An 18,571-nucleotide genomic window follows, 5' to 3' on the forward strand; every position below is an offset into this window, starting at 1 on the left:
CGGTACCGGCTGCCGCCTTTTTGCGCATTGGAGGCACAGGCAGATAATGGGAACCGCGGCCGCGTCTGCTCCCGCAGTTCTCAGCTCAGAAGAGGTTTTCCATGTCGAACGGCACCATGATTGCAGGGCGGCTCAACGTTGAGACCGGCACCTTCTCCATGAAGGAAGTTCCGATTCCCGATCCCGGTCCGGGCTTTGTCCGTATCAAGGTCGGAGCCGCGGGCGTGTGCCTGTCCGACGTACACCTGATCCAGGGGCTGCTGCGTCCGCAGTTCCTCAAAGGCAGCGAGGTCACCCTCGGCCACGAGGTGGCCGGCACTGTGGACCTGCCCGGAACAGGAGTCACCTCCGTGGCTCCCGGCGACCGGGTGGTGGTCCAGGCCGGGTACGAATACAACGGCGTCACGCTCACCATGGGTGTTGATTACGACGGCGGCTGGGCCGAGTACCTCGTGGTCCCCGCCGGTGTGCTGGTGCCGCTGGGGGAGGACATCCCCTTCGACCAGGCATCCATCATTCCCGACGCCGTGTCCACCCCGTGGGCTGCCATTGCCTCCACTGCGGAGGTGCGCGCCGGTGAAGCAGTGGGCGTCTGGGGCATCGGCGGGCTCGGTGCCCACGGTGTCCAGCTGCTGCGCCTGATCGGTGCCGCGCCCATCATTGCCGTGGACCCCATCCCCGAGGCCCGGGAGCGGGCCCTGGAATTCGGTGCCGATCTTGCCCTCGATCCGATGGCCGAGGACTTCTCGGACGCCATGAAGGCCGCCACCGCCGGCCAAGGGCTGGACGTCGCCCTGGACTTCGCCGGCGTCGACGCCGTCCGCGCCCAGGCCATCAACTGCCTGGGCCGGAGCGGGCGCCTCGTGCTCGTGGGCCTGTCCGGCAAGCCGATGACCATCAATGACAGCACCGGCTTCTCCTACGCGCGCAAGCAGATCCGCGGCCATTACGGCTCGGACGCCCACCACGTGCCGCAGCTGGTATCCCTCGCCCGGCTGGGCCGGCTCGACTTCGCCAAGTCCGTCAGTGCCCGCATTCCGCTGGCCGACGCCGAGCAGGCGGTCAAGGCCCTGGATGCCAAGGAAGGCAACCCGATCCGCCTGGTGCTGATTCCGTAGCGTCCTGCGCTACGGCATGTTGGCATAGCGGACGGCTGGGGAACCTGGACCTGGAGTACTTCGGCTTCGCAGTGGTGGGCGTGTTCGGTGGAGCCTGGGGAATCGCCTACGCGTTGTGGCGGGTCTCGGGGCGGATGGGTTGACTGCTTCTGAGGGGACTGCAGGCCGAACCGTACCCGAACCATCGTCCGCCGCCTTTCTAGGGCTCGCCGCGTGGCCGAGATGAAGGCAGACGCGCCGCTGCCGGTGCCCACCCGTCACAGCCGCCGCAGGTAGCGTTCCGGACCGTCGAGGAAACTCTTCCAATTGGTCACCAGATCCAGTTCGTCCCACTGACGCTCCCGGAATCCCCACGAACCCAGTTCGAGGATCCGGGCTCCCGGAAGCGCGGCGAGAAGCGGCGAGTGGGTGGAGAGCAGGACCTGCGATTTACCGTCGGCAAGCAGATCCTTGAGGACACCCAGCAGGGCCAGGCAGCCGGAGAAGGACAACGCGGATTCGGGTTCGTCCAGGACCCACAGCCCCGGTCCGCGGAACCGGTCCGACGCCAGTGCCAGGAAGGATTCCCCGTGCGAGAGGGAATGGAATTCGACGTCCAGACGGGAGGTGGAGGGGTTCTGCTCCAGATAGGTGAAGAATCCGTGCATCGTCTCGGCCCGCAGGAAGTAGCCCCGTTTCGTCGCTCCGGGATTACGCACCAGTTGCAGGTGGCTGCTGAGCTCTGATTCGGTGCTGCGGGTGGTGTGGCGGGCGCCGGTGGAACCGCCTTCGGGGGAGAGCCCAAAAGCCAGTGCCACCGATTCGATCAGCGTGGACTTGCCGGAACCGTTTTCGCCCACGAAGACGGTGGCCGGGGCAAGGTCAAGACCCGCATCCAGAAGCTGGGCCACTGGAGGAAGGGTTGCCGGCCACTTCTGCCGGTTCAGGGGTTCCAAGGGGTGCTCCCGAACCTGGCGGATGGGGAATCGGTCGGTGAACATACGCAGATTGTGCCATCTTTAGGCGTGCCGGATCAGGTCGAGGTTCGGCCAGCAGCTGCTCCTTCCAGTACCGGTATTCCGGATCGGTGCCCCGGGCGGCTTCATGCGCTGTTGCGGCAAGTGCGCGCACCACCGCTCCCTCCGCCGCCAAATCCAGACGCTGCGCAGCGGTCCTGCCCGGGCCGCCGTCCGGAGGCAGGGACTGCGGACGCCAGCCCGCCGCCGTCGCGCTGTCCAATACTTTCGAGGTCCCCAGGACGCCGACGGCGCGGTGCCGCGGTCCGTGCAGGTCCAGGTCCTCATAGAGGTAGTCTCCGGCGGGTCCGGCCAGCCGGGTCCTGCTGCGCAGCGGGCCGGCCTCCTCGCCGGAGCGGCCAAGGACCAGAGTTTCGCGGATCAGTATCCGGGCGCCGGCGGCGAGCTGCACGCGGGTTTCGCGCAGCACGTTGGACCCGGCGGCGGCCACTACGGGTGCCCCCTCCCAGATCAGCACGGCATCCTCGGCGAGCACGGCCTCGAGCGTCCAGCGGGACTGCTTGCCCTCGGCGTCGTACGCCACCATCCCGGCCGGTTCGATCACTTCCAGGGTGACGCCGGCGCCCACAGTCACCTCGATGCGTACATCGTCTCCGCCGAGCAGCATCATGGAGATACCGATCAGGGCGACCCGCAGCTGCCGTGAACCGGCAGCCGAGCCGCCGGCAACCGGCCGGGGAGCCAGGTACTGGCCCTGGTCCAGCAGCGCGAAGCGCGCGCCGTCGCCGGTGCATTCCACCGCGATGCGGGTGGGCCGCGGGGCCTGCAGGGCAGGGAACCTCCGTGCAGGGCCCGGCACCGGCTCAGTGCTGATGGCGGACAGCGTCTTCCTCCCCGTGCGTGTGGACGTAGCCGCCGTCCTCATCGGCATGGAAATGCGGTGCCATGGGACCGGGATCCTGCGGGACGTGCTGCCCGGAGCGGTGGCTGGCGACCAGCCCGCGGACCCAGACGCAGAGTTTCTCCACGGTGTCCTGCTGCTTGCGGGAAAGGGCCAGCACCGGGCCGCCTTCCCGGGCCTCGACGGCGTCCGCCACCATCTGCTCAACGTCCACCTCCACATAGGGAGCCAGATCGATCTTGTTGATCACCAGCAGGTCGGCGCGGGCAATGCCGGGTCCGCCCTTCCGGGCAACATCACCGCCGCCGGCAACGTCCAGGACGAAGATCTGCGCATCCACCAGTGCGGGGGAGAAGGTAGCGGTGAGGTTGTCCCCGCCGCTTTCGACGAGGACCAGGTCCAGCGGAGCGAAGTCCGCCTCCAGATCCTCCACGGCAAGCAGGTTGGTGGTCACATCGTCGCGGATGGCCGTGTGCGGACAGGCTCCGGTTTCCACGGCCCGGATCCGCTCTTCCGGCAGTACCCCCGCGGAGCGGAGGAACCGGGCATCCTCGTCGGTGTAGATGTCATTGGTGATGACGCCGATCTGCAGCTCCCCGGCCATGGCCCGGCAGATGGTGGCGATCAGTGAGCTCTTGCCGGTGCCGACCGGGCCGGCAACTCCCAGCCGCAGCGAGCGGGTGGACGGGGCAGGGGACGAAGTATCAGGCAACGAACAGCCTCCTTGTTCTGGTGGTGTGGTTTTCGGCCCAGTGCTCCATCAGCGGAGCGCTAAGTGCGGGAATGTCGTCAACACTGCCAACGAGCAGCGATTCCGCTGCGACGGCGTCCATCTCCCCGGCGGCGGCCAGGATCCAGCCGGTCGCCTCCATCGGATCGATCGGCAGCAGCTTCAGTGCGGCCGCCACTACCGACTGCGCATCGTCGTAGCAGCACAGCCGGGCGAGCTGCAGCTCGCCGACGCCGAGGGCAGCAGCGGTGACGGCCAGGGCGACGGGACGGGTGGGGCGGGGGACGGTCCGCTGCAGCTCGACGACGGCGGGCGCGTCGGGCCTCAGTTTCGAAGCCAGCCGCAGCATGCCGCGGCCGAGCCGGCGGGAAGCGTCCCGCTGGGCGGCGGAGGGGGTCCGGGCATCGATGGCCGCTTCGATCCGGGGATAGCCGGTGTTGGCCAGGCCGCAGGCGACCCGGTGGGCCAGCACCGCGGCAGCCGTCTCCACCCTGCCCGCCGTGTGCAGCCGGGCGAGGAGGTAGGGATACACGCCGTCGGCGTCCAGACCTGCGATGACCGCCGGCTCCAGGCCCGCCGAATGCGAGTACGCCCCGGACGGCAGCCGGGAATCCGCCAGCAGGAAAGCGGCAACACCGGCGTCGTCAGCTGGCAGCATGATTTCCCCTAGAACAACGAGTAGCGCTGGGTCAGGGGCAGCTCGGACGCGGGGGCCGGTTCGACGACCTGCCCGTCGATGCTGACCATAAACGTTTCCGGATTCACCCGGATGTCCGGCAGCGCCGTGTTGTTCGGCAGCGATGCCTTGGTGACCTCCCGGGTCGAGCGGAGGGCGGTCAGTGTCCGGGTCAGGCCGAGCCGGTCCGCCAGGCCGTCGTCGAGCGCTGCGGGCGCCACGAAGGTCGTGGACAGATGCGGGGCGGACGACGGCGTTCCCGCCAGTGACTCCCGCATCCATACCGGCTGCGGTGTTGGCAGGGTGGCGTTGGGATCACCCATCTGGCCGGCCACAATGGCCCCGCCCTTGATGACCAGGGTTGGACGGATGCCGAAGAACGCCGGATCCCACAACACCAGGTCCGCCATTTTGCCCACCTCGACGGACCCGACCTCATGGTCGATGCCGTGCGCCACTGCCGGGCAGATGGTGTATTTGGCAATGTAGCGGCGCACCCGCTCGTTGTCGGCCGGGAGCTCGGAGGATGCTGCGCCCATATGGTCCTTCATCACGTGCGCCACCTGCCAGGTGCGGGTGATTGTTTCACCGATCCGTCCCATGGCCTGGGCGTCGGAGGACGTGATGGACATGGCGCCGAGGTCCTGGAGCACGTCCTCGGCCATCATGGTGTTGGCCCGGATGCGGGACTCGGCGAATGCCAGGTCCTCCGGAATGCGGGGGTTCAGGTGGTGGCAGACCATCAGCATGTCCAGGTGCTCCGCGACGGTGTTGACCGTGAACGGGAGGGTCGGGTTGGTCGACGCCGGCAGCACGTTCGCGGCGGCAGCCACGGTGATGATGTCCGGGGCATGGCCGCCGCCGGCACCCTCGGCATGGAACACGTGGATGCCGCGGCCGTTGATCGCCGCCAGCGTGTCCTGCACGTAGCCGGCTTCGTTCAGCGAATCGGCGTGCAAGGCCACCTGCACACCCCACCGGTCCGCCGCGGTCAGCGCGGCGTCGATGGCGGCCGGCGTCGACCCCCAGTCCTCATGGACCTTGTAGCCGGCGGCGCCGGCGAGGGCCTGCTCTTCCAGTGCGGCCTGGCTGACGGTGTTGCCCTTGCCGTAGAGCAGGAAATTGAGCGGCAGGTGGTCCAGTGCCCGGTGCATCACCTGCAGGTTCCATGCGCCCGGGGTCACGGTGGTCGCCTTGGACCCTTCGGCCGGTCCGGTGCCGCCGCCGCCCACGGTGGTAATGCCGGAGGCCAGGGCCTCCCGCAGGGCCTCGGTGCCCAGCAGATGCACATGGGTGTCGATGCCGCCGGCGGTGAGGATCCGGCGCTCGCCGGAAATGATCTCGGTTCCGGGGCCGATGACCAGCGCCGGATCGACTCCGTCCATGATGTCCGGGTTGCCGGACTTTCCGATGCCCGCGATCCGGCCGTTCCGGACGCCGACGTCGGCGCGGACAATGCCCCAGTGGTCCACGATGACGACGTTGGTGATCACCAGGTCCGGAGCGCCTTCGGCGGAGGTCCGGGTGGACTGGGCCATGGACTCACGGATGTTCTTCCCGCCGCCGAACACGGATTCGTCGCCGCCGAACGTGTGATCCTGTTCCGGGCTGATCCAGAGGTCGGTATCGCCCAGCCGGATGGAATCGCCCGTGGTGGGACCGTACAAGTGGGCGTATTCGTGCCTGCTGATCCGCATGCTCAGTCCCCGTCCTGCGGGCCCGTACCCCGTAGCTGAAGGCCCGGAACGGTGCCGCTGCCCGCCAGCCGGACGAGGATGACCTCGCGGGAGGCGCCGGGTTCGAAGCGGACGGCCGTTCCGGCCGGCACACTCAGCCGGAAGCCGGCAGCGGCAGCGCGGTCGAAGCGCAGCGCCGGATTCACGTCCGCGAAGTGGAAGTGGGACCCGATCTGGACGGGACGGTCGCCGTCGTTGGTCACCACCAGGCTGCGGGTTTCCCGGCCGGCATTAAGCTCTAGGTCTCCGCCGGCCGTGCGGATCTCCCCGGGCACCAGGCTCATGAGATCGGATCCGTAATGGTGACCAGTTTCCGTCCGTCCGGAAACGTGGCTTCAATCTGCAGGTCCGGAATCATTTCCGGGACCCCTTCCATCACCTCGTCGCGGCGAAGGACCGAGCGTCCCTCACTCATGAGGTCCGCGACCAGTCCGCCCTCACGCGCCCGCTCGATCACCCAGCAGGAAAGCAGGGCCACGGCTTCGGGGTAGTTGAGCCGGACGCCGCGTCCCCTGCGGTCCCGTGCCACCATGCCGGCAACACTGAGCAACAGCTTGTCCTTATCAGCGGGAGTGAGGAACATGCGCCGATTCTGCCACCGGGTTGTTTCCGTGGTGTTGCGTAATTGCAGAAGATGACGGCGGAAAATTGAAGGCCGGGAAGAGAAGGGACATAGACTTCGGCGGTGAGCTCCGGACTGCTGCTGACCATACTGATCGCCGTCTTTGTCGGCGGAATCGCACAGCGGGTGGCCGGCATCGGGTTCGGACTCCTGCTGGCGCCGTTCCTTATTGTTGCCCTGGGGCCGCACCAGGGGGTGGCGGTCACCAACGTCTGCGGTGCGCTGGCGGCCGGCCTGGTGATCCGGCACGTGTGGCGGCGTATTGACTGGAGCATGTACGTCTCGCTGGCGGTGCCGGCAGCACTCGGGGTGCTGCTGGGAACCTACGCGGCATCCGTCCTGCCCGTGGGACCGCTGGAAATCGGCGTCGGCGTTTTTATGCTCGCCGCACTGACCTCATCACTGGTGCTGAACCGCACGGAGAGGGTGCTGCGCGGCAGCATTCCGAAAACGGCCGCCGGCCTGCTGGCCGGGATCAGCAATTCGATGGCAGGGGCGGGAGTCCCGGCCGTGAGCGCCTACGCCGTGCTGGCCCGGTGGCCGCAGGCGTCCTTTATGGCAACCATGCAGCCTTTCCTGGCGACGCTGAGCCTGACCACCCTGACCGTCCGCGCCGTGATTGACCCGGGGGCGTGGCCGCAGCTGGCCTGGTGGATATGGGTGGTGCTCTGCGTCCTCACGGCCGCCGGACTCAGCGCAGGCAGCCTGCTCGCGCCGCACGTACCCGAAGCAACGGCACGCCGCATCGTCGTCGCCCTGGCGTATCTGGGTGCCGCATCCGCCCTGGTCAAAGGGATTATCGACCTGCAGTAACCCGAGGGAGCCTACTTGGCGGCGGACTTCCGGTCCTTGGCCGCTTTGGCGATCTTCGCGGCGGCTGCGGCCTTGGCGATCTTGGCTGCCTTTGAGGATTTGTCCGACTTGGCCGCCTTCGCCGTTTTGGCTGCCTTCGCGGTCTTTGCGGCTTTGGCGGTCTTGCCTGCCTTCGCTGCTGCCTTGCCCGCACCCTTGGCGCCGACGGCCGCTGCCGTGCCCATCACCGGCGTCGGAATGGTGACGACCTTGACCTTGGTCTTCGGCCGCTTGCGGTCCAGGATCAGCGCGGCGGCAATACCGGCCATCCAGGCGTCCTTCGCCAGCCCCAGACCGTCGGGGGAGGGGCGGATGCCGTCCGCTTCCGTCATTTCCGGGGTCTTGAGGTACATCCGGATCATGCCGCCGGAGAAGCACCCCAGAACAAGGCCGGCCAGGCGGCTGGGAACGAACGGGAGCAGCAGGGACAGTCCCACGCAGATCTCCGCGTTGCTCAGCAGCTTGCCGAATTTTGCCGGTTCAATATCCTGCACCTGGGGAAAGGCCTTGGCCGCCGATTGCTGCAGGTACGCGGCGCTTTCCGCATCCAGATTGCGCTTGTTGAGACCGGAATTGAGGATGTAGGCGCCGGTGGTCAGGCGCAGGGGAATGTGGCTGAGTTTCATGGGAGTCCCTTCACAGACGATGCAGTTTTGAGCCTACGGGCGACGCGGTGCCTGCGCCAGAGTAGACGCAGGAACGCACGGTGGCCAAGTACCGGGCAAAAATCCGTGAAACGCGGCTACACAGGTTACTCACCAGTCACCGTGTCTGCTTTCATAAAGGGGTACGCCGCAGTAGCTGTCGACACAAGAAGGTTCCGATGGAATTCCTCCCGGGCGAGCATCCGCGCCCGCGCCATTTCCTCCTCCATCTAAGCGACACCCACCTGCTGGGGGGCAGCAGCAGCCTGTACGGGGCAGTGGACAGCCACGCCAATCTCCGGGCCCTCTTCGCGCGCGTCGAGAACAGCGGGCAAAAGCCGGAAGCCATCGTTTTCACCGGAGACCTGGCAGACCGCGGCGAGGCACGCGCTTACGCCAAACTCCGCGAGATTGTCCTCCCGGCCGCCGAACGGATGGGAGCCCGGGTGATCTGGGCAATGGGCAACCATGACAACCGGGCGGCTTTCCGCGAGGTCCTGCTGAACGAGGCGCCGGAAATGTCTCCGGTGGACCAGGTACACCACCTCGGCGGACTGCGGATCATCACCCTCGATACCACCGTCCCGGAGTACCACCACGGCGAGCTCAGCGAGGGCCAGCTGGCCTGGCTGCGCCGGGAACTGCAGACGGCTGCTCCGGAGGGAACCATCCTGGCGATGCATCATCCGCCGGTTCCCAGCGTGCAGGACCTGGCCGTCCTGGTGGAGCTTCGACAGCAGCACCGGCTGGCGGATGTCCTGGCGGGCAGCGACGTCCGGGCCATCATCGCCGGACACCTGCACTATTCGACCTTCAGCACCTTCGCCGGGATTCCCGTCTCCGTAGCGTCGGCCACCTGTTACACCCAGGACCTCGCGACGCCGGGCACACGCGGCCAGGACGCCGGCCAGGGCTACAACATGGTCCACCTGTACGAGGACTCGGTGGTGCACTCCGTGGTGCCCATGGAGGAAAGCAGCACCGTCGGACAGCAGGTGGGACCGGAGGAAACCGAAACCCGGCTGGCCGAAGCCGGTGTCCGGATCCCGGAGTCCCGCACGCTCGCGTCAGCTTAGTTCCGTGCCGGTTCCGGACCCAGGTTAAAGAACCGCCCGGTCACGGCCTCGGGCACAATCTCCACGTAGCGGTACTTCTCCGTCCGGACCCATGGCTGCAGGGGAAGAAGATCCGCGGCTTCAATCTCGGCGGACGTCTCCAGCATGCGGGTGGTTCCCTTCACGATGACGGACCAGGCCTGGTCGCTGTGCACCCCGTCCGCTTCGAAGGCGACATGGGTGTTGACCGCCATTTCCGCCAGCTTCGTGCCCGGCGCGGTGCGGAGGAGGATGACGCCGTCGTGCGCCAGATAGTTGATGGGATAGATACTGGGGCGGTTCGCCACACTGACGGCAAGGCGGCCGTGATGCGTGTGTTCCAGATACTTCCAGCTTTCTTCCGAAGACAGTTCAACGACGGGCGGCAGCTCTTCATTAGTCATGCTCACAGTGTGCCAACGGTGCTTCCCGGCCGCCACCATCAGGTTGCTTATCAACTTGACTCGCTCCCTGACCTTGCAACAGAGTGGAGTAGGTAGTATTGCCAGCCAGCAATAGACCTCACCACCGAGGAGCACACGTTATGACAGACGCAGAACAGCAGCATTCCACTACCGGCCAGAACGACGCCGGAGACCCGAAGACCCTGACCACACGCCAGGGACACCCGGTCTACGACAACCAGAACACCCGGACTGTGGGAGCCCGTGGCCCGGCCACGCTGGAGAACTACCAGCTCCTCGAGAAGATCAGCCACTTCGACCGTGAGCGGATCCCCGAGCGCGTAGTCCACGCCCGCGGTTTCGTGGCGTACGGCGAGTTCGAAGCTTCCGGCAAGTGGGGCGACGAGCCCATCGCCAAGTACACCCGCGCCAAGCTTTTCTCCGAACCCGGCAAGAAGACCGATGTTGCCATCCGCTTCTCTTCCGTGATCGGCGGACGGGACTCTTCCGAGGCTGCACGCGACCCCCGCGGCTTCGCCATCAAGTTCTACACCGAAGACGGCAACTGGGACATGGTCGGCAACAACCTGGGTGTCTTCTTCATCCGCGATGCCATCAAGTTCCCCGACGTGATCCACTCCCTGAAGCCGGACCCCGTCACCTTCCGCCAGGAACCGGCCCGCATCTTCGACTTCATGTCGCAGACTCCCGAAGCCATGCACATGCTGGTGAACCTCTTCAGCCCGCGCGGCATCCCCGCGGACTACCGCCACATGCAGGGCTTCGGCGTGAACACCTACCGCTGGGTCAACGCCGCAGGTGAATCCAAGCTGGTCAAGTACCACTGGCTCCCGCAGCAGGGCGTGAAGTCCCTGACCGAGGAAGACGCAGCGAACATCCAGGCCAACGACCTGGGTCACGCCTCGAAGGACCTCTACGAGGCCATCGAACGCGGCGACTACCCCAAGTGGGACCTCTACGTTCAGCTCATGGATGACCACGATCATCCGGAACTGGACTTCGATCCGCTGGACGACACCAAGACCTGGCCGGAGCAGGAGTTTGAGCCCAAGTACGTGGGCACCATGACCCTGAACCGCAACATCACGGACCACCACAACGAAAACGAGCAGATCGCTTTCGGTACCGGTGTCCTGGTGGACGGCCTGGACTTCTCCGACGACAAGATGCTCGTTGGCCGTACGTTCAGCTACTCGGACACGCAGCGTTACCGCGTGGGCCCGAACTACCTGCAGCTCCCGGTGAACTCCGCGAAGAACGCACGCGTGGCGACCAACCAGCGCGGCGGGCAGATGTCCTACGGTACCGACCTCGCGCCGGGCCAGAACCCGCACGTGAACTACGAGCCGAACATCACCGGCGGCCTGCAGGAAGCCTCCAAGCCGGAACAGGCCGAAGTCGGCCCCGAGCTTGAAGGCCGCCTTACCCGCGCCCGCCTGCCCCGCACGAACGACTACATGCAGGCCGGCCAGCGCTACCAGCTGATGGAGCAGTGGGAGAAGGACGACCTGGTCGCCAACTTCATTGCCAACGTCGGCCAGGCAGCCCGCCCGGTGCAGGAGCGCATGCTCTGGCACTTCTACATGACCGATGACGAGCTGGGCGCACGCGTCGGCGAGGGCCTGGGCATCAGCCTGGACGAGATCAAGGATCTCGGCCCGCTGGCCACCCAGACGCTCAACGAGGAAGAAACCGAGCGGATGAAGAACCTGGGCCACAACGGTCCCCGGAACGTTGAAGGCCTCACCATGACCCACTGCGTGCCCAACGAGCACGTAGTAGTCACCCGGTAAAGCACTTCGTCATAACGACGGCGCGGACGCACTTCGGTGCGGTTCGCGCCGTCGTTGTTTAACCCCTACTTTTCCCAGGGAGCCCGGACCGGGAAGTACTTTTCGAGGAAATCCGTCACCCGTTCGGCCCGTTCCGCCGCGGGGACTTCGGGGAAGCTTCCGTCATTGAGGCAGAACATGTCCTTGTGGCGTTTGGCCAGCAACCGGTCCATCGCCTTCAGGCCGGAGTAACTGGTGGTGTCCACGTACTTCACCTTTGCCGTTTCCTGGGTGACCGCCCGCCCGGTGAGCAGCGCGTAGTAGTGATAGAGCGAGTTGGTCACGGAGATGTTGTCCTTGGCCCGGAAGGTGCTGGCGGCCGTCGCGGCGAATTCCTCGGGGAATTCCTCCTCCATTTCCAACAGGACACTGCGGCGCAGGGGCGCTGCCGTGTGTTCCAGATGGCGGGTGGTGACCCGGCCGAAGCGTTCCCAGAGCAGCCGCCGGTTCACCCTCGCAGCATTCTCGAAGCCGCTGCGCTCCGGGTCGTTGGCACCCAGGCCAATCCGGGTGCTGGCTTCGATGAACTTGGTGATTCCGCCGGGGGAGAAGAACATGTCCGGGGCCACCGGGCGGCCGAAAAACATGTCGTCATTGGAGTACAGGAAGTGCTCCGCCAGTCCCGGGATGTGCTGCAGCTGGGCTTCGACCGCCTGCGAGTTATGCGTTGGTAGCACGGAGGGGTCCTTGAAATGCGTAGCCGCCGGCACGAAGGTCACGGACGGATGCTCAGCGAGCCACTCAGGCCGGGGGGAATCCGAGGCAATGAAGATGCGGCGGATCCAGGGCACGAACATGTGCACCGAGCGGAGGGCGTATTTCAGCTCGTTGATCTGCCGGAACCGGGCCTCGTGGTCGTCGCCTTCGCCCACCACGGCGCCGCTCATCCGGGCGGCGCGGGCGGCTTGGAACTCGGGGGAACTGCCGTCCACCCAGGAGAACACCAGATCAATGTCGAACCGGATGTCCGTGGCGTGGTCCGCGAACATGTTCTCGATGGTCGGCCAGAGAAGCCCGTGCTTTTCCACGGTGCCGCGGACCGCCTCGCTTGCCGGGAGGGTGCGGCGGGTCAGGGAGTTTTCGACCGGCAGGGTGATGTTCTCCCCCTCCAGATCCCAGAGTTCAATCTGCACTCCGGCGGCCGCGGATATCAGCAGGTTGGTGCCGGTGAAGGCGCGGGGCCGGTAGACACGGATGATCCGTGCCTTCTCGCTGGAGGAGAGGCTGCCGTCAGCGATCAACAGGGTCCGGCTCTTTTTGGTATCCACGGTGCGGGCATAGAAGGGCTCGTCGCGGCAGGCCTCGACCATCGCCTTCCGCAGCTGTCCGCGGTTCCGGAGGTCGACGGCGATGACCGGACGCTGGTCGTTGCCGCGGACCAGAAGGTAGGTCACGCCGGCGTCGTCCAGGACCCGGCGGACAAACAGGAGGTCCTCCACCATGGCCTCGTGCGGCGTCAGCCCGGTGTCCATGAGGGTCAGGCGGCCCCTGACAAGGTCGACATTCGGGCGCTGCTCCACCCGGTGGAGCACCGCGGGGGAAGCGGCCTGCAGGATCTCCGGCTCGAGATCGGGTTCCGGGGATCCGAAGTAGACATCGTGTTCGGCGGCTGTATCGGTAATGGGAACCTCCTAGGGCGGGTGGGCGCCCACAATGCGGGCGCTGATGAGTGCTGCGCTGCACGGGAACTGCTGCCGGGCGTCCGGCGGGTCCTTCAAGATGCGCCGGGGATGCTCCGAATGCTATGTGCTCAACTGCGGGCCGCCAGTAGCATTGTCTTCGGACACGGACATTCCGGGAGTAGATGTGGGATACCGTAACACCGCCCGTGGCAGCACCGCCCAACAAGCCACGGCTCGTAACATAACCGCCCGTAACACTGGCCTGCTCGCGGCAGCATTGCTCCTCACCAGTATCTCATCCTGTGCTGCGCCGCCGCAGGAGGACCCGACGTCGTCCGCCCCACAGTGGTCCAGCTATACGACGGCGGATGGCAGCCTGCGCTTCGAGCACCCGTCGGAGTGGAAGATCACGGAGGTGCCGGCTCTTGCGAACGATCCTGCGGGCGGGGTGTCCCTGGAGGTTCTCGACGGCGGCGGCCGGATACTGGCACGGCTGGACACGGGCGTCATTACGGACCTGAGCTGCACCGAGCCCGCCGCACCGGCATCCTACGTGGAGTACGAGAGCGTCCCGATGCCTGAGCTGGACTCGATGCAGGGGACCGACCAGCGTTTCGTCTACCGCTCCCTGGCACCGTCCGGGCCACGCAATGCCCAGGCAACCTACGCCGTGGTGAGCGGCGGTCAGGAAGGCCAAGGCCAGTGCGGACTGTTCGATTTCGTTACGCTGACCGACTCGAGCGGGGGACGGTTTGCGGGGGAGTACGGGGACGGTTCCGGGGATGCGCAGGACACGGATACCTATCTCGACGGTGCCGAACGGTACCGGGAGACGCAGGAATACAGCGACATCAAGGAGATGCTGACATCCCTGCGCAACGCGGACTAACGGACTGTTTCAGCTCTGGCTTGCTGCCCGCGGGTGCCCATGGTGGGGGCCGCGCGCCGTCGTCGGGCCTGCCGTGGGGTCCGGACAGCGAAACGGGACCAGTGTTCGCGTGGAATGAGTCTTCGGTACTCCGGGTTCCCGGCGAGGTAGGCCCGCGTCTGCGGGCAGAACGGCAGCACCGGAAGACGGCGGCGCAGCGCATCAGCGAGCACGGCTTCAATCAACAGGGTGTGGACCTTCTTCCGCCGGTAGTCCGGGTCCACGCTGACTCGCAGGGCCCAGAGTTCGGCACCGTGCATTTCATACTTCAGGTGGGCCACCAGGGTCCCGTCGACGAAGAGTTCGTACCTGCCGTGGAGATGGTTGTTGTAGGTAGTGGTGTTCTCCGGCGTCACCTTTTGGGGTTTCAGCGCCCGTTCCCGGCCCCGGCTGGTGTCGGGACGTCCTTCCAGCGCCGCCAGGACCGTCAGATACCGTTCCCTGGTCGCTCCGTCCTGGACGCCGGCAAGGTCTTCGGCGGCTGAGGCAACCAGGTCCTGCAGGTCACTGGTGGAGAGATCGCCGATGTTGTGGGGAAGCTCAGCGAGTTTCGGTGCCGCGTCCGGGGCGGCGAGGGTGGCTTCAAGGGTGATGGGGGAATTCACAGCAGGCTCCGCGCAAGTAGAACTATGCGGACAGCTGCTGGACCACGCCTTGAGCATAGCTGCGGAAAAGGGTGTCACCAAATTGATAAGCAACCTGATGGTTCCAACCACTCTGGTGCCCTGTGGATAAGTCGCTAGGCTCTGCAGCGGCCTGACTACTATGGCCGAACCGGCTGCCGGATCCTGTGTTTCGCGGCCTTCCCAACCTTGGGGGTTTTCGAATGCGTAGAAGTTCCGTTCCCCGTGATTCGGTGCGGTTGAAACTCCTGGCTGCTGCCGCTGCGGTGCCGTTGCTCTTCCTTACGGCGTGTTCGGGAGCGTCCGGGGATCCCGGGGGCGGGGAGTCGGCCCCAGGTCAGACTTCCTCGGCGACGGTGTCGCCCACTCCCACGCCGACGTCGACTCCCACGCCGAGCGCCAAGTACAAGCCGGCATCGGCGGAGGGCCCGGCGGAGAATGTCCCGCTGCCCGTGATGCCGGAGGAAGCGAAGGTGCAGTCGAAGGAAGGGCTCGAGGCGTTCGCCCGGTACTGGTATGACCTGGTCAACTACGGCTATGAGACCGGTAACGTGACGCCCGTCCAGAAGACTAGCAGTCCCGACTGCGCGGCCTGTCTAAACTACTACAAAGTCGTAGAACAAGGGTTTATCGGCAACGACTGGATTGTCCAAGGTCAAATCGACATTCAAGACGCCTACTCTGAGTTTGTCCTGACGCCGCAGGGGCGCTACCAAGTGTTGGTCGTTCTCCAGCAGAAGGATATGGAATTTCACGGTCCGTCCGGTATCCAGAGTATCGACGATGGTGACGCGGCTCCTGCGGCTCAGCTGTTCGAGGCGAGTTATGCCGGGGGACAGTGGACTCTTATCTTCATCGACACGATAAAAAAGTCTGCGCGATGAGGGCAACAAAGGGCTACTCCTACAACCTGCTGGCCGCAGCCTTGCTGGTGTTTCCGATGGTAGGAAATGGTGGTGGTGCCGCCGGTGACGGATCCTTCGTTGACGGCACAAATGTGGGTGGCTCTGCCGTCTATCATGAAGACCCTAGTAGCGGAATGTGGACTTCAATGCCGGTCGGCATCCCAGATGATCCCTTCGGGTTTCGTTTCGAGCCGGTCTGTTTTGACCACCTGGCTGGAAACGTGGAGTGTCTAGCCGCAAACCAAGCTGCTTGTACGGCCGGGGAAAACGGGCGGCTGGTCTTCTGGTTCAGGGGCCTGAAGATTCGGGACCGTGCATTGTGGGAAAAGGTCGAGGAAACTCCCTCGTGCATTTACTCGGAAGAGCCGGTGGATGTGGGGGAGCGGATCCAGGAGCAGATCCTGACTGCGTTCCAGGAACGCCCGATCGCTGCCGGGAAACTCACCCTCCAGCCCAGCCCGCACACCCTGGTCGGGATGGAAACCAACGTCTACGTTGAGGCTGTTGAGCAGGTCTTCGAAATGGTTCTTCTGGACCAGACGATCAGGATTATTGCCACCCCCACCGAATACGAAGTGAACTACGGCGACGGCTCCGTCTATGGTCCCACTGGTGTTCCGGGAGGACCCCTGCATCAGGACCGCTGGGGTGAGCAGACCCAAACCAGTCACCAGTACTCGGTCAGCGGGGACTATCAAGTGGGAGCGACGGTCCACTTCTCCGGAACGTACTCAGTGAACGGCGGACCGATGATTCCCATCGACGGACGCGCAGCGGTGTCCTCCGAACCTCAGACTCTGCGTGTATGGCGGGCAGAAACCCGCAGCGTCGCCGACAACTGCTTGGTCAACCCCGGAGGTGTTGGATGCTAGGCAGGCACAAATGTCTGGCGAGCATTGCCTCGCTAATGCTGCTCGGGGCAGGACTCGTAGGCTGCTCCCAAACTGCCGGGGAGCCGGGCAGTGCTTCACCAACGCCAACGCCGGAAGTGTCTTCCGCTTCGCCAACACCCCGGCCCACCCCTAGATACAAGCCGGCGTCAGAAAAGGGGCCGGCTGAGTATGTTCGCATTCCGTTGCTGCCAGAGGAAGCCAAGGTCGCGTCCAAGGAGGGTCTGGAGGCGTTCGCGCAGTACTGGTACGAGGCTGCGAACTATGGTTATGAGACCGGGGTGGTTGGCCTAGTGCAAGCAATCAGCACCCCGGATTGTGAAGCATGCTTGAACTACTACCGAGTGGTCGAACGAGGGTTCAGCGAAGACGACTGGATGGCTGAATCTGACATAGAGATCATGGATGTCCACTCGGACTATGTCCTGACGCCGGAAGGGCGATACCAGGCACTGGTTCTTTTACGGCAGGAGGCCATGGAGTACTACGGCCCTGAAGGCCTCCAGTACAAGGGCGAACCTGACACACATGTTGCGCAGCTTTTCGAAGCAGTATGGATGGAAGATCACTGGGTCGCTGCCAACATCGCGACCATGAAAACTCCCGGCATCTGCATGATCGACCCAACAAATCACAGCTGTTAAACCGCGTCAGGCCGCGGCACCGCAAACAGCGTCCGGGGATCCTGCAGCACCGCCGGATACGCGAACGCAGAGCGGGAGATTTCGCCCGTCAGCTTCACCTGCCGCACCGCAGTGTCGTTCGTGAGTTCCACGGGACCGGCGCGGCCCAGCAGCAACCGGGTCCGGTCAGCGGGTGACAGAACCGCCACGCGGTCGCCGTCGTCCATGTCCTCCAGCAGCCGCACCAGCTGACGGCCCTTCTTACCGGTGATCGGCGTGCCCTTCACGGAAAGCATCGGCAGCACAATCGCGGCAGCGTCGCCGTCGGGAACGGCGCGCGCCACCCACAATGCTTGGTTGGGAGCCGGATCCACCGGATTGGGAACGTCGGCAGGGGATGGCCAGACGTAGGGAAGGCCGCCGTCGGTATCCGGAAACAGGGGACCGTACACCTCCGGAGACTTTTCAATCAGGTTCGAGCGGTGGCTGCGGTGCAGATCCTCGCCCCCGATCCAGGGCGGAAGGTCGACGTCGGCCTCTTCAGCCTCCGGCGCGAACTCCAGGATCTGTTCCCGAACGGTATCGGCATGCCCGCGGGCGATCCACTCGTCCGTCATCGCCAGCCCGTAGGCGGTGAGCGCCGGGACGAAGCCCTTCCACATCAGCAGGGCGGGGTGGCGCTGCCAACCGTAGTCGGGCACCACCAGCGCGCGCAGCAGCTGCAGGGTTTCCACCCGCTGCTTACCGAGCCGCGCCTGGTCCAGAACAGCCGCGCTGCGGGTGAAACTCGGGTATGGAAGGAAGGTCTGCACGGGCCTAGTCTGTCATTGCCGGACGATGCCAAGCTGCCGGACCATGATTAGGTCCCGGAAAATGTGGGCGCCGACTTGGAAGGACCGGCGTCCGGACGTCTGGAATCCGGACTTGCGGTAAAAGGACTGGGCCCGCACATTCCGGTTGTTCACGCCCAGCCACAGGGACCGTGCACCGGCGGACTCGGCAGCCCCCGCAGCAGCTTCGATCAGCCGCCCGGCCAGGCCGCTCCCATGTGCCTCCGGATGCAGGTAGAACTTGTTCAGCTCAGCAGAGGGCCACAGAACCCGGCCCGATTCCAGCGCCTCCAGCACGTCAGGATCCGACGGCGGCGCCAACACCAGCAGGCAGTATCCGATCAGCCTGTCGTCCTGCCGGGCCACCAGCACCCGCCGGGTTTCGTCGGAGAGGTAGCCGCGGAAACGCTCGGCGGAAAGATGCGCCGCAACAAACGCAGCGCTGTCCTCGGGGGTAACTTCCGGCGGGCAGGCCAGCGGGAAGGTGACAGCGGCCAGCTCGGCGAGCCCGGGGACATTTTCAAGTGCTGCGGGGGAGATGGAAGCTTGCACCCTTCCAGCATA

22 protein-coding genes are annotated in these 18,571 nt (G+C 65.4%); 8 read left to right on the top strand and 14 right to left on the bottom strand.

Translation table 11 applies throughout. The features are described 5' to 3' along the window. The first annotated feature begins 101 nt into the window (after positions 1 to 101). The gene (locus tag NNX37_RS12945; protein ID WP_255793157.1) at positions 102 to 1,118 is read left to right on the top strand and encodes a zinc-binding dehydrogenase; all 1,017 of its coding nucleotides are present in this window, start codon (positions 102 to 104) and stop codon (positions 1,116 to 1,118) included. Between the two features lie 257 nt (positions 1,119 to 1,375). On the opposite strand, the gene NNX37_RS12950 is transcribed toward NNX37_RS12945, so the two are convergent. The 7 genes from NNX37_RS12950 to NNX37_RS12980 are packed head-to-tail and all read right to left on the bottom strand — an operon-like array spanning position 1,376 to position 6,700. Further along, positions 1,376 to 2,098 (bottom strand): AAA family ATPase, encoded by a 723-nt coding sequence (locus tag NNX37_RS12950; protein ID WP_255793158.1) that lies wholly within the window; start codon positions 2,096 to 2,098, stop codon positions 1,376 to 1,378. After that, complete coding sequence (locus NNX37_RS12955) at positions 1,980 to 2,933, bottom strand: urease accessory protein UreD (RefSeq protein ID WP_255793159.1); 954 nt, start codon at positions 2,931 to 2,933, stop codon at positions 1,980 to 1,982. Before NNX37_RS12955 ends, NNX37_RS12950 begins: the two co-directional genes overlap by 119 nt. Before the next feature lie 4 nt (positions 2,934 to 2,937). Then, positions 2,938 to 3,687 carry an urease accessory protein UreG gene (ureG, locus tag NNX37_RS12960; protein WP_255793160.1) on the bottom strand — a complete coding sequence of 250 codons (750 nt, stop codon included), beginning with the start codon at positions 3,685 to 3,687 and terminating at the stop codon, positions 2,938 to 2,940. After that, positions 3,680 to 4,363: an urease accessory protein UreF gene (locus NNX37_RS12965; RefSeq protein WP_255793161.1), complete on the bottom strand. Its 684-nt coding sequence runs from the start codon at positions 4,361 to 4,363 to the stop codon at positions 3,680 to 3,682. The genes ureG and NNX37_RS12965 overlap by 8 nt, the downstream gene beginning before the upstream one ends. Positions 4,364 to 4,371: 8 nt before the next feature. Next, positions 4,372 to 6,078, bottom strand: coding sequence for an urease subunit alpha (locus NNX37_RS12970; RefSeq protein ID WP_255793162.1), 1,707 nt, complete (start codon positions 6,076 to 6,078; stop codon positions 4,372 to 4,374). Between the two features lie 2 nt (positions 6,079 to 6,080). After that, positions 6,081 to 6,395, bottom strand: a complete 315-nt coding sequence (locus NNX37_RS12975; RefSeq protein ID WP_255793529.1) for an urease subunit beta — start codon at positions 6,393 to 6,395, stop codon at positions 6,081 to 6,083. 2 nt (positions 6,396 to 6,397) lie between these two features. After that, positions 6,398 to 6,700, bottom strand: coding sequence for an urease subunit gamma (locus NNX37_RS12980; protein WP_230024638.1), 303 nt, complete (start codon positions 6,698 to 6,700; stop codon positions 6,398 to 6,400). A gap of 102 nt (positions 6,701 to 6,802) precedes the next feature. On the opposite strand from NNX37_RS12980, the gene NNX37_RS12985 reads away from it, so the two are divergent. Beyond that, positions 6,803 to 7,552 (top strand): TSUP family transporter, encoded by a 750-nt coding sequence (locus tag NNX37_RS12985; protein WP_255793163.1) that lies wholly within the window; start codon positions 6,803 to 6,805, stop codon positions 7,550 to 7,552. 11 nt (positions 7,553 to 7,563) lie between these two features. On the opposite strand, the gene NNX37_RS16560 is transcribed toward NNX37_RS12985, so the two are convergent. Next, positions 7,564 to 8,217, bottom strand: a complete 654-nt coding sequence (locus NNX37_RS16560) for a hypothetical protein (RefSeq protein WP_308206323.1) — start codon at positions 8,215 to 8,217, stop codon at positions 7,564 to 7,566. A 197-nt stretch (positions 8,218 to 8,414) separates the two neighbouring features. Here NNX37_RS16560 and NNX37_RS12995 point away from each other — a divergent pair, with 197 nt between their 5' ends. Next, on the top strand, positions 8,415 to 9,311 hold the full coding sequence (locus NNX37_RS12995) for a phosphodiesterase (protein ID WP_255793164.1): 897 nt from the start codon (positions 8,415 to 8,417) through the stop codon (positions 9,309 to 9,311). Here NNX37_RS12995 and NNX37_RS13000 read toward each other — a convergent pair. Next, a complete protein-coding gene (locus tag NNX37_RS13000; RefSeq protein ID WP_255793165.1) occupies positions 9,308 to 9,733 on the bottom strand; it encodes a pyridoxamine 5'-phosphate oxidase family protein in 426 nt (141 codons plus the stop codon). The two genes, NNX37_RS12995 and NNX37_RS13000, sit on opposite strands and share 4 nt — an antisense overlap. A gap of 140 nt (positions 9,734 to 9,873) precedes the next feature. Here NNX37_RS13000 and NNX37_RS13005 point away from each other — a divergent pair, with 140 nt between their 5' ends. Continuing rightward, entirely contained in the window at positions 9,874 to 11,547 is a 1,674-nt protein-coding gene (locus NNX37_RS13005; RefSeq protein WP_255793166.1) for a catalase, read from the top strand. 65 nt (positions 11,548 to 11,612) lie between these two features. Here the strand turns inward: NNX37_RS13005 and NNX37_RS13010 are convergent, their stop codons facing one another. Beyond that, the gene (locus tag NNX37_RS13010; protein ID WP_407079973.1) at positions 11,613 to 13,208 is read right to left on the bottom strand and encodes a stealth family protein; all 1,596 of its coding nucleotides are present in this window, start codon (positions 13,206 to 13,208) and stop codon (positions 11,613 to 11,615) included. A gap of 415 nt (positions 13,209 to 13,623) precedes the next feature. Here NNX37_RS13010 and NNX37_RS13015 point away from each other — a divergent pair, with 415 nt between their 5' ends. After that, positions 13,624 to 14,097 carry a hypothetical protein gene (locus NNX37_RS13015; protein ID WP_255793167.1) on the top strand — a complete coding sequence of 158 codons (474 nt, stop codon included), beginning with the start codon at positions 13,624 to 13,626 and terminating at the stop codon, positions 14,095 to 14,097. Here NNX37_RS13015 and NNX37_RS13020 read toward each other — a convergent pair. Both NNX37_RS13020 and NNX37_RS13025 read right to left on the bottom strand, forming a co-directional pair. Further along, positions 14,094 to 14,741: a GNAT family N-acetyltransferase gene (locus tag NNX37_RS13020; RefSeq protein WP_255793168.1), complete on the bottom strand. Its 648-nt coding sequence runs from the start codon at positions 14,739 to 14,741 to the stop codon at positions 14,094 to 14,096. The two genes, NNX37_RS13015 and NNX37_RS13020, sit on opposite strands and share 4 nt — an antisense overlap. 355 nt (positions 14,742 to 15,096) lie before the next feature. Further along, positions 15,097 to 15,288, bottom strand: a complete 192-nt coding sequence (locus NNX37_RS13025) for a hypothetical protein (RefSeq protein WP_255793567.1) — start codon at positions 15,286 to 15,288, stop codon at positions 15,097 to 15,099. Between NNX37_RS13025 and NNX37_RS13030 the strand changes: the two genes are divergently transcribed. The 3 genes from NNX37_RS13030 to NNX37_RS13040 all read left to right on the top strand — a co-directional run bounded on the left by NNX37_RS13030 (position 15,215) and on the right by NNX37_RS13040 (position 17,198). Continuing rightward, on the top strand, positions 15,215 to 15,643 hold the full coding sequence (locus tag NNX37_RS13030) for a DUF6318 family protein (protein ID WP_255793531.1): 429 nt from the start codon (positions 15,215 to 15,217) through the stop codon (positions 15,641 to 15,643). The two genes, NNX37_RS13025 and NNX37_RS13030, sit on opposite strands and share 74 nt — an antisense overlap. Further along, positions 15,640 to 16,536 carry a hypothetical protein gene (locus NNX37_RS13035; RefSeq protein ID WP_255793169.1) on the top strand — a complete coding sequence of 299 codons (897 nt, stop codon included), beginning with the start codon at positions 15,640 to 15,642 and terminating at the stop codon, positions 16,534 to 16,536. The genes NNX37_RS13030 and NNX37_RS13035 overlap by 4 nt, the downstream gene beginning before the upstream one ends. Before the next feature lie 116 nt (positions 16,537 to 16,652). After that, positions 16,653 to 17,198: a DUF6318 family protein gene (locus tag NNX37_RS13040; RefSeq protein ID WP_255793170.1), complete on the top strand. Its 546-nt coding sequence runs from the start codon at positions 16,653 to 16,655 to the stop codon at positions 17,196 to 17,198. On the opposite strand, the gene NNX37_RS13045 is transcribed toward NNX37_RS13040, so the two are convergent. Together NNX37_RS13045 and NNX37_RS13050 are read right to left on the bottom strand one after the other, a co-directional pair. Further along, the gene (locus tag NNX37_RS13045; protein ID WP_255793171.1) at positions 17,195 to 17,989 is read right to left on the bottom strand and encodes an MSMEG_6728 family protein; all 795 of its coding nucleotides are present in this window, start codon (positions 17,987 to 17,989) and stop codon (positions 17,195 to 17,197) included. The two genes, NNX37_RS13040 and NNX37_RS13045, sit on opposite strands and share 4 nt — an antisense overlap. Positions 17,990 to 18,001: 12 nt before the next feature. After that, a complete protein-coding gene (locus NNX37_RS13050) occupies positions 18,002 to 18,559 on the bottom strand; it encodes a GNAT family N-acetyltransferase (protein WP_255793172.1) in 558 nt (185 codons plus the stop codon). Between the last annotated feature and the right edge of the window lie 12 nt (positions 18,560 to 18,571).

The sequence above is a fragment of the Arthrobacter zhaoxinii genome (genome assembly GCF_024385505.1).
Classification (GTDB): domain Bacteria; phylum Actinomycetota; class Actinomycetes; order Actinomycetales; family Micrococcaceae; genus Arthrobacter_B; species Arthrobacter_B zhaoxinii.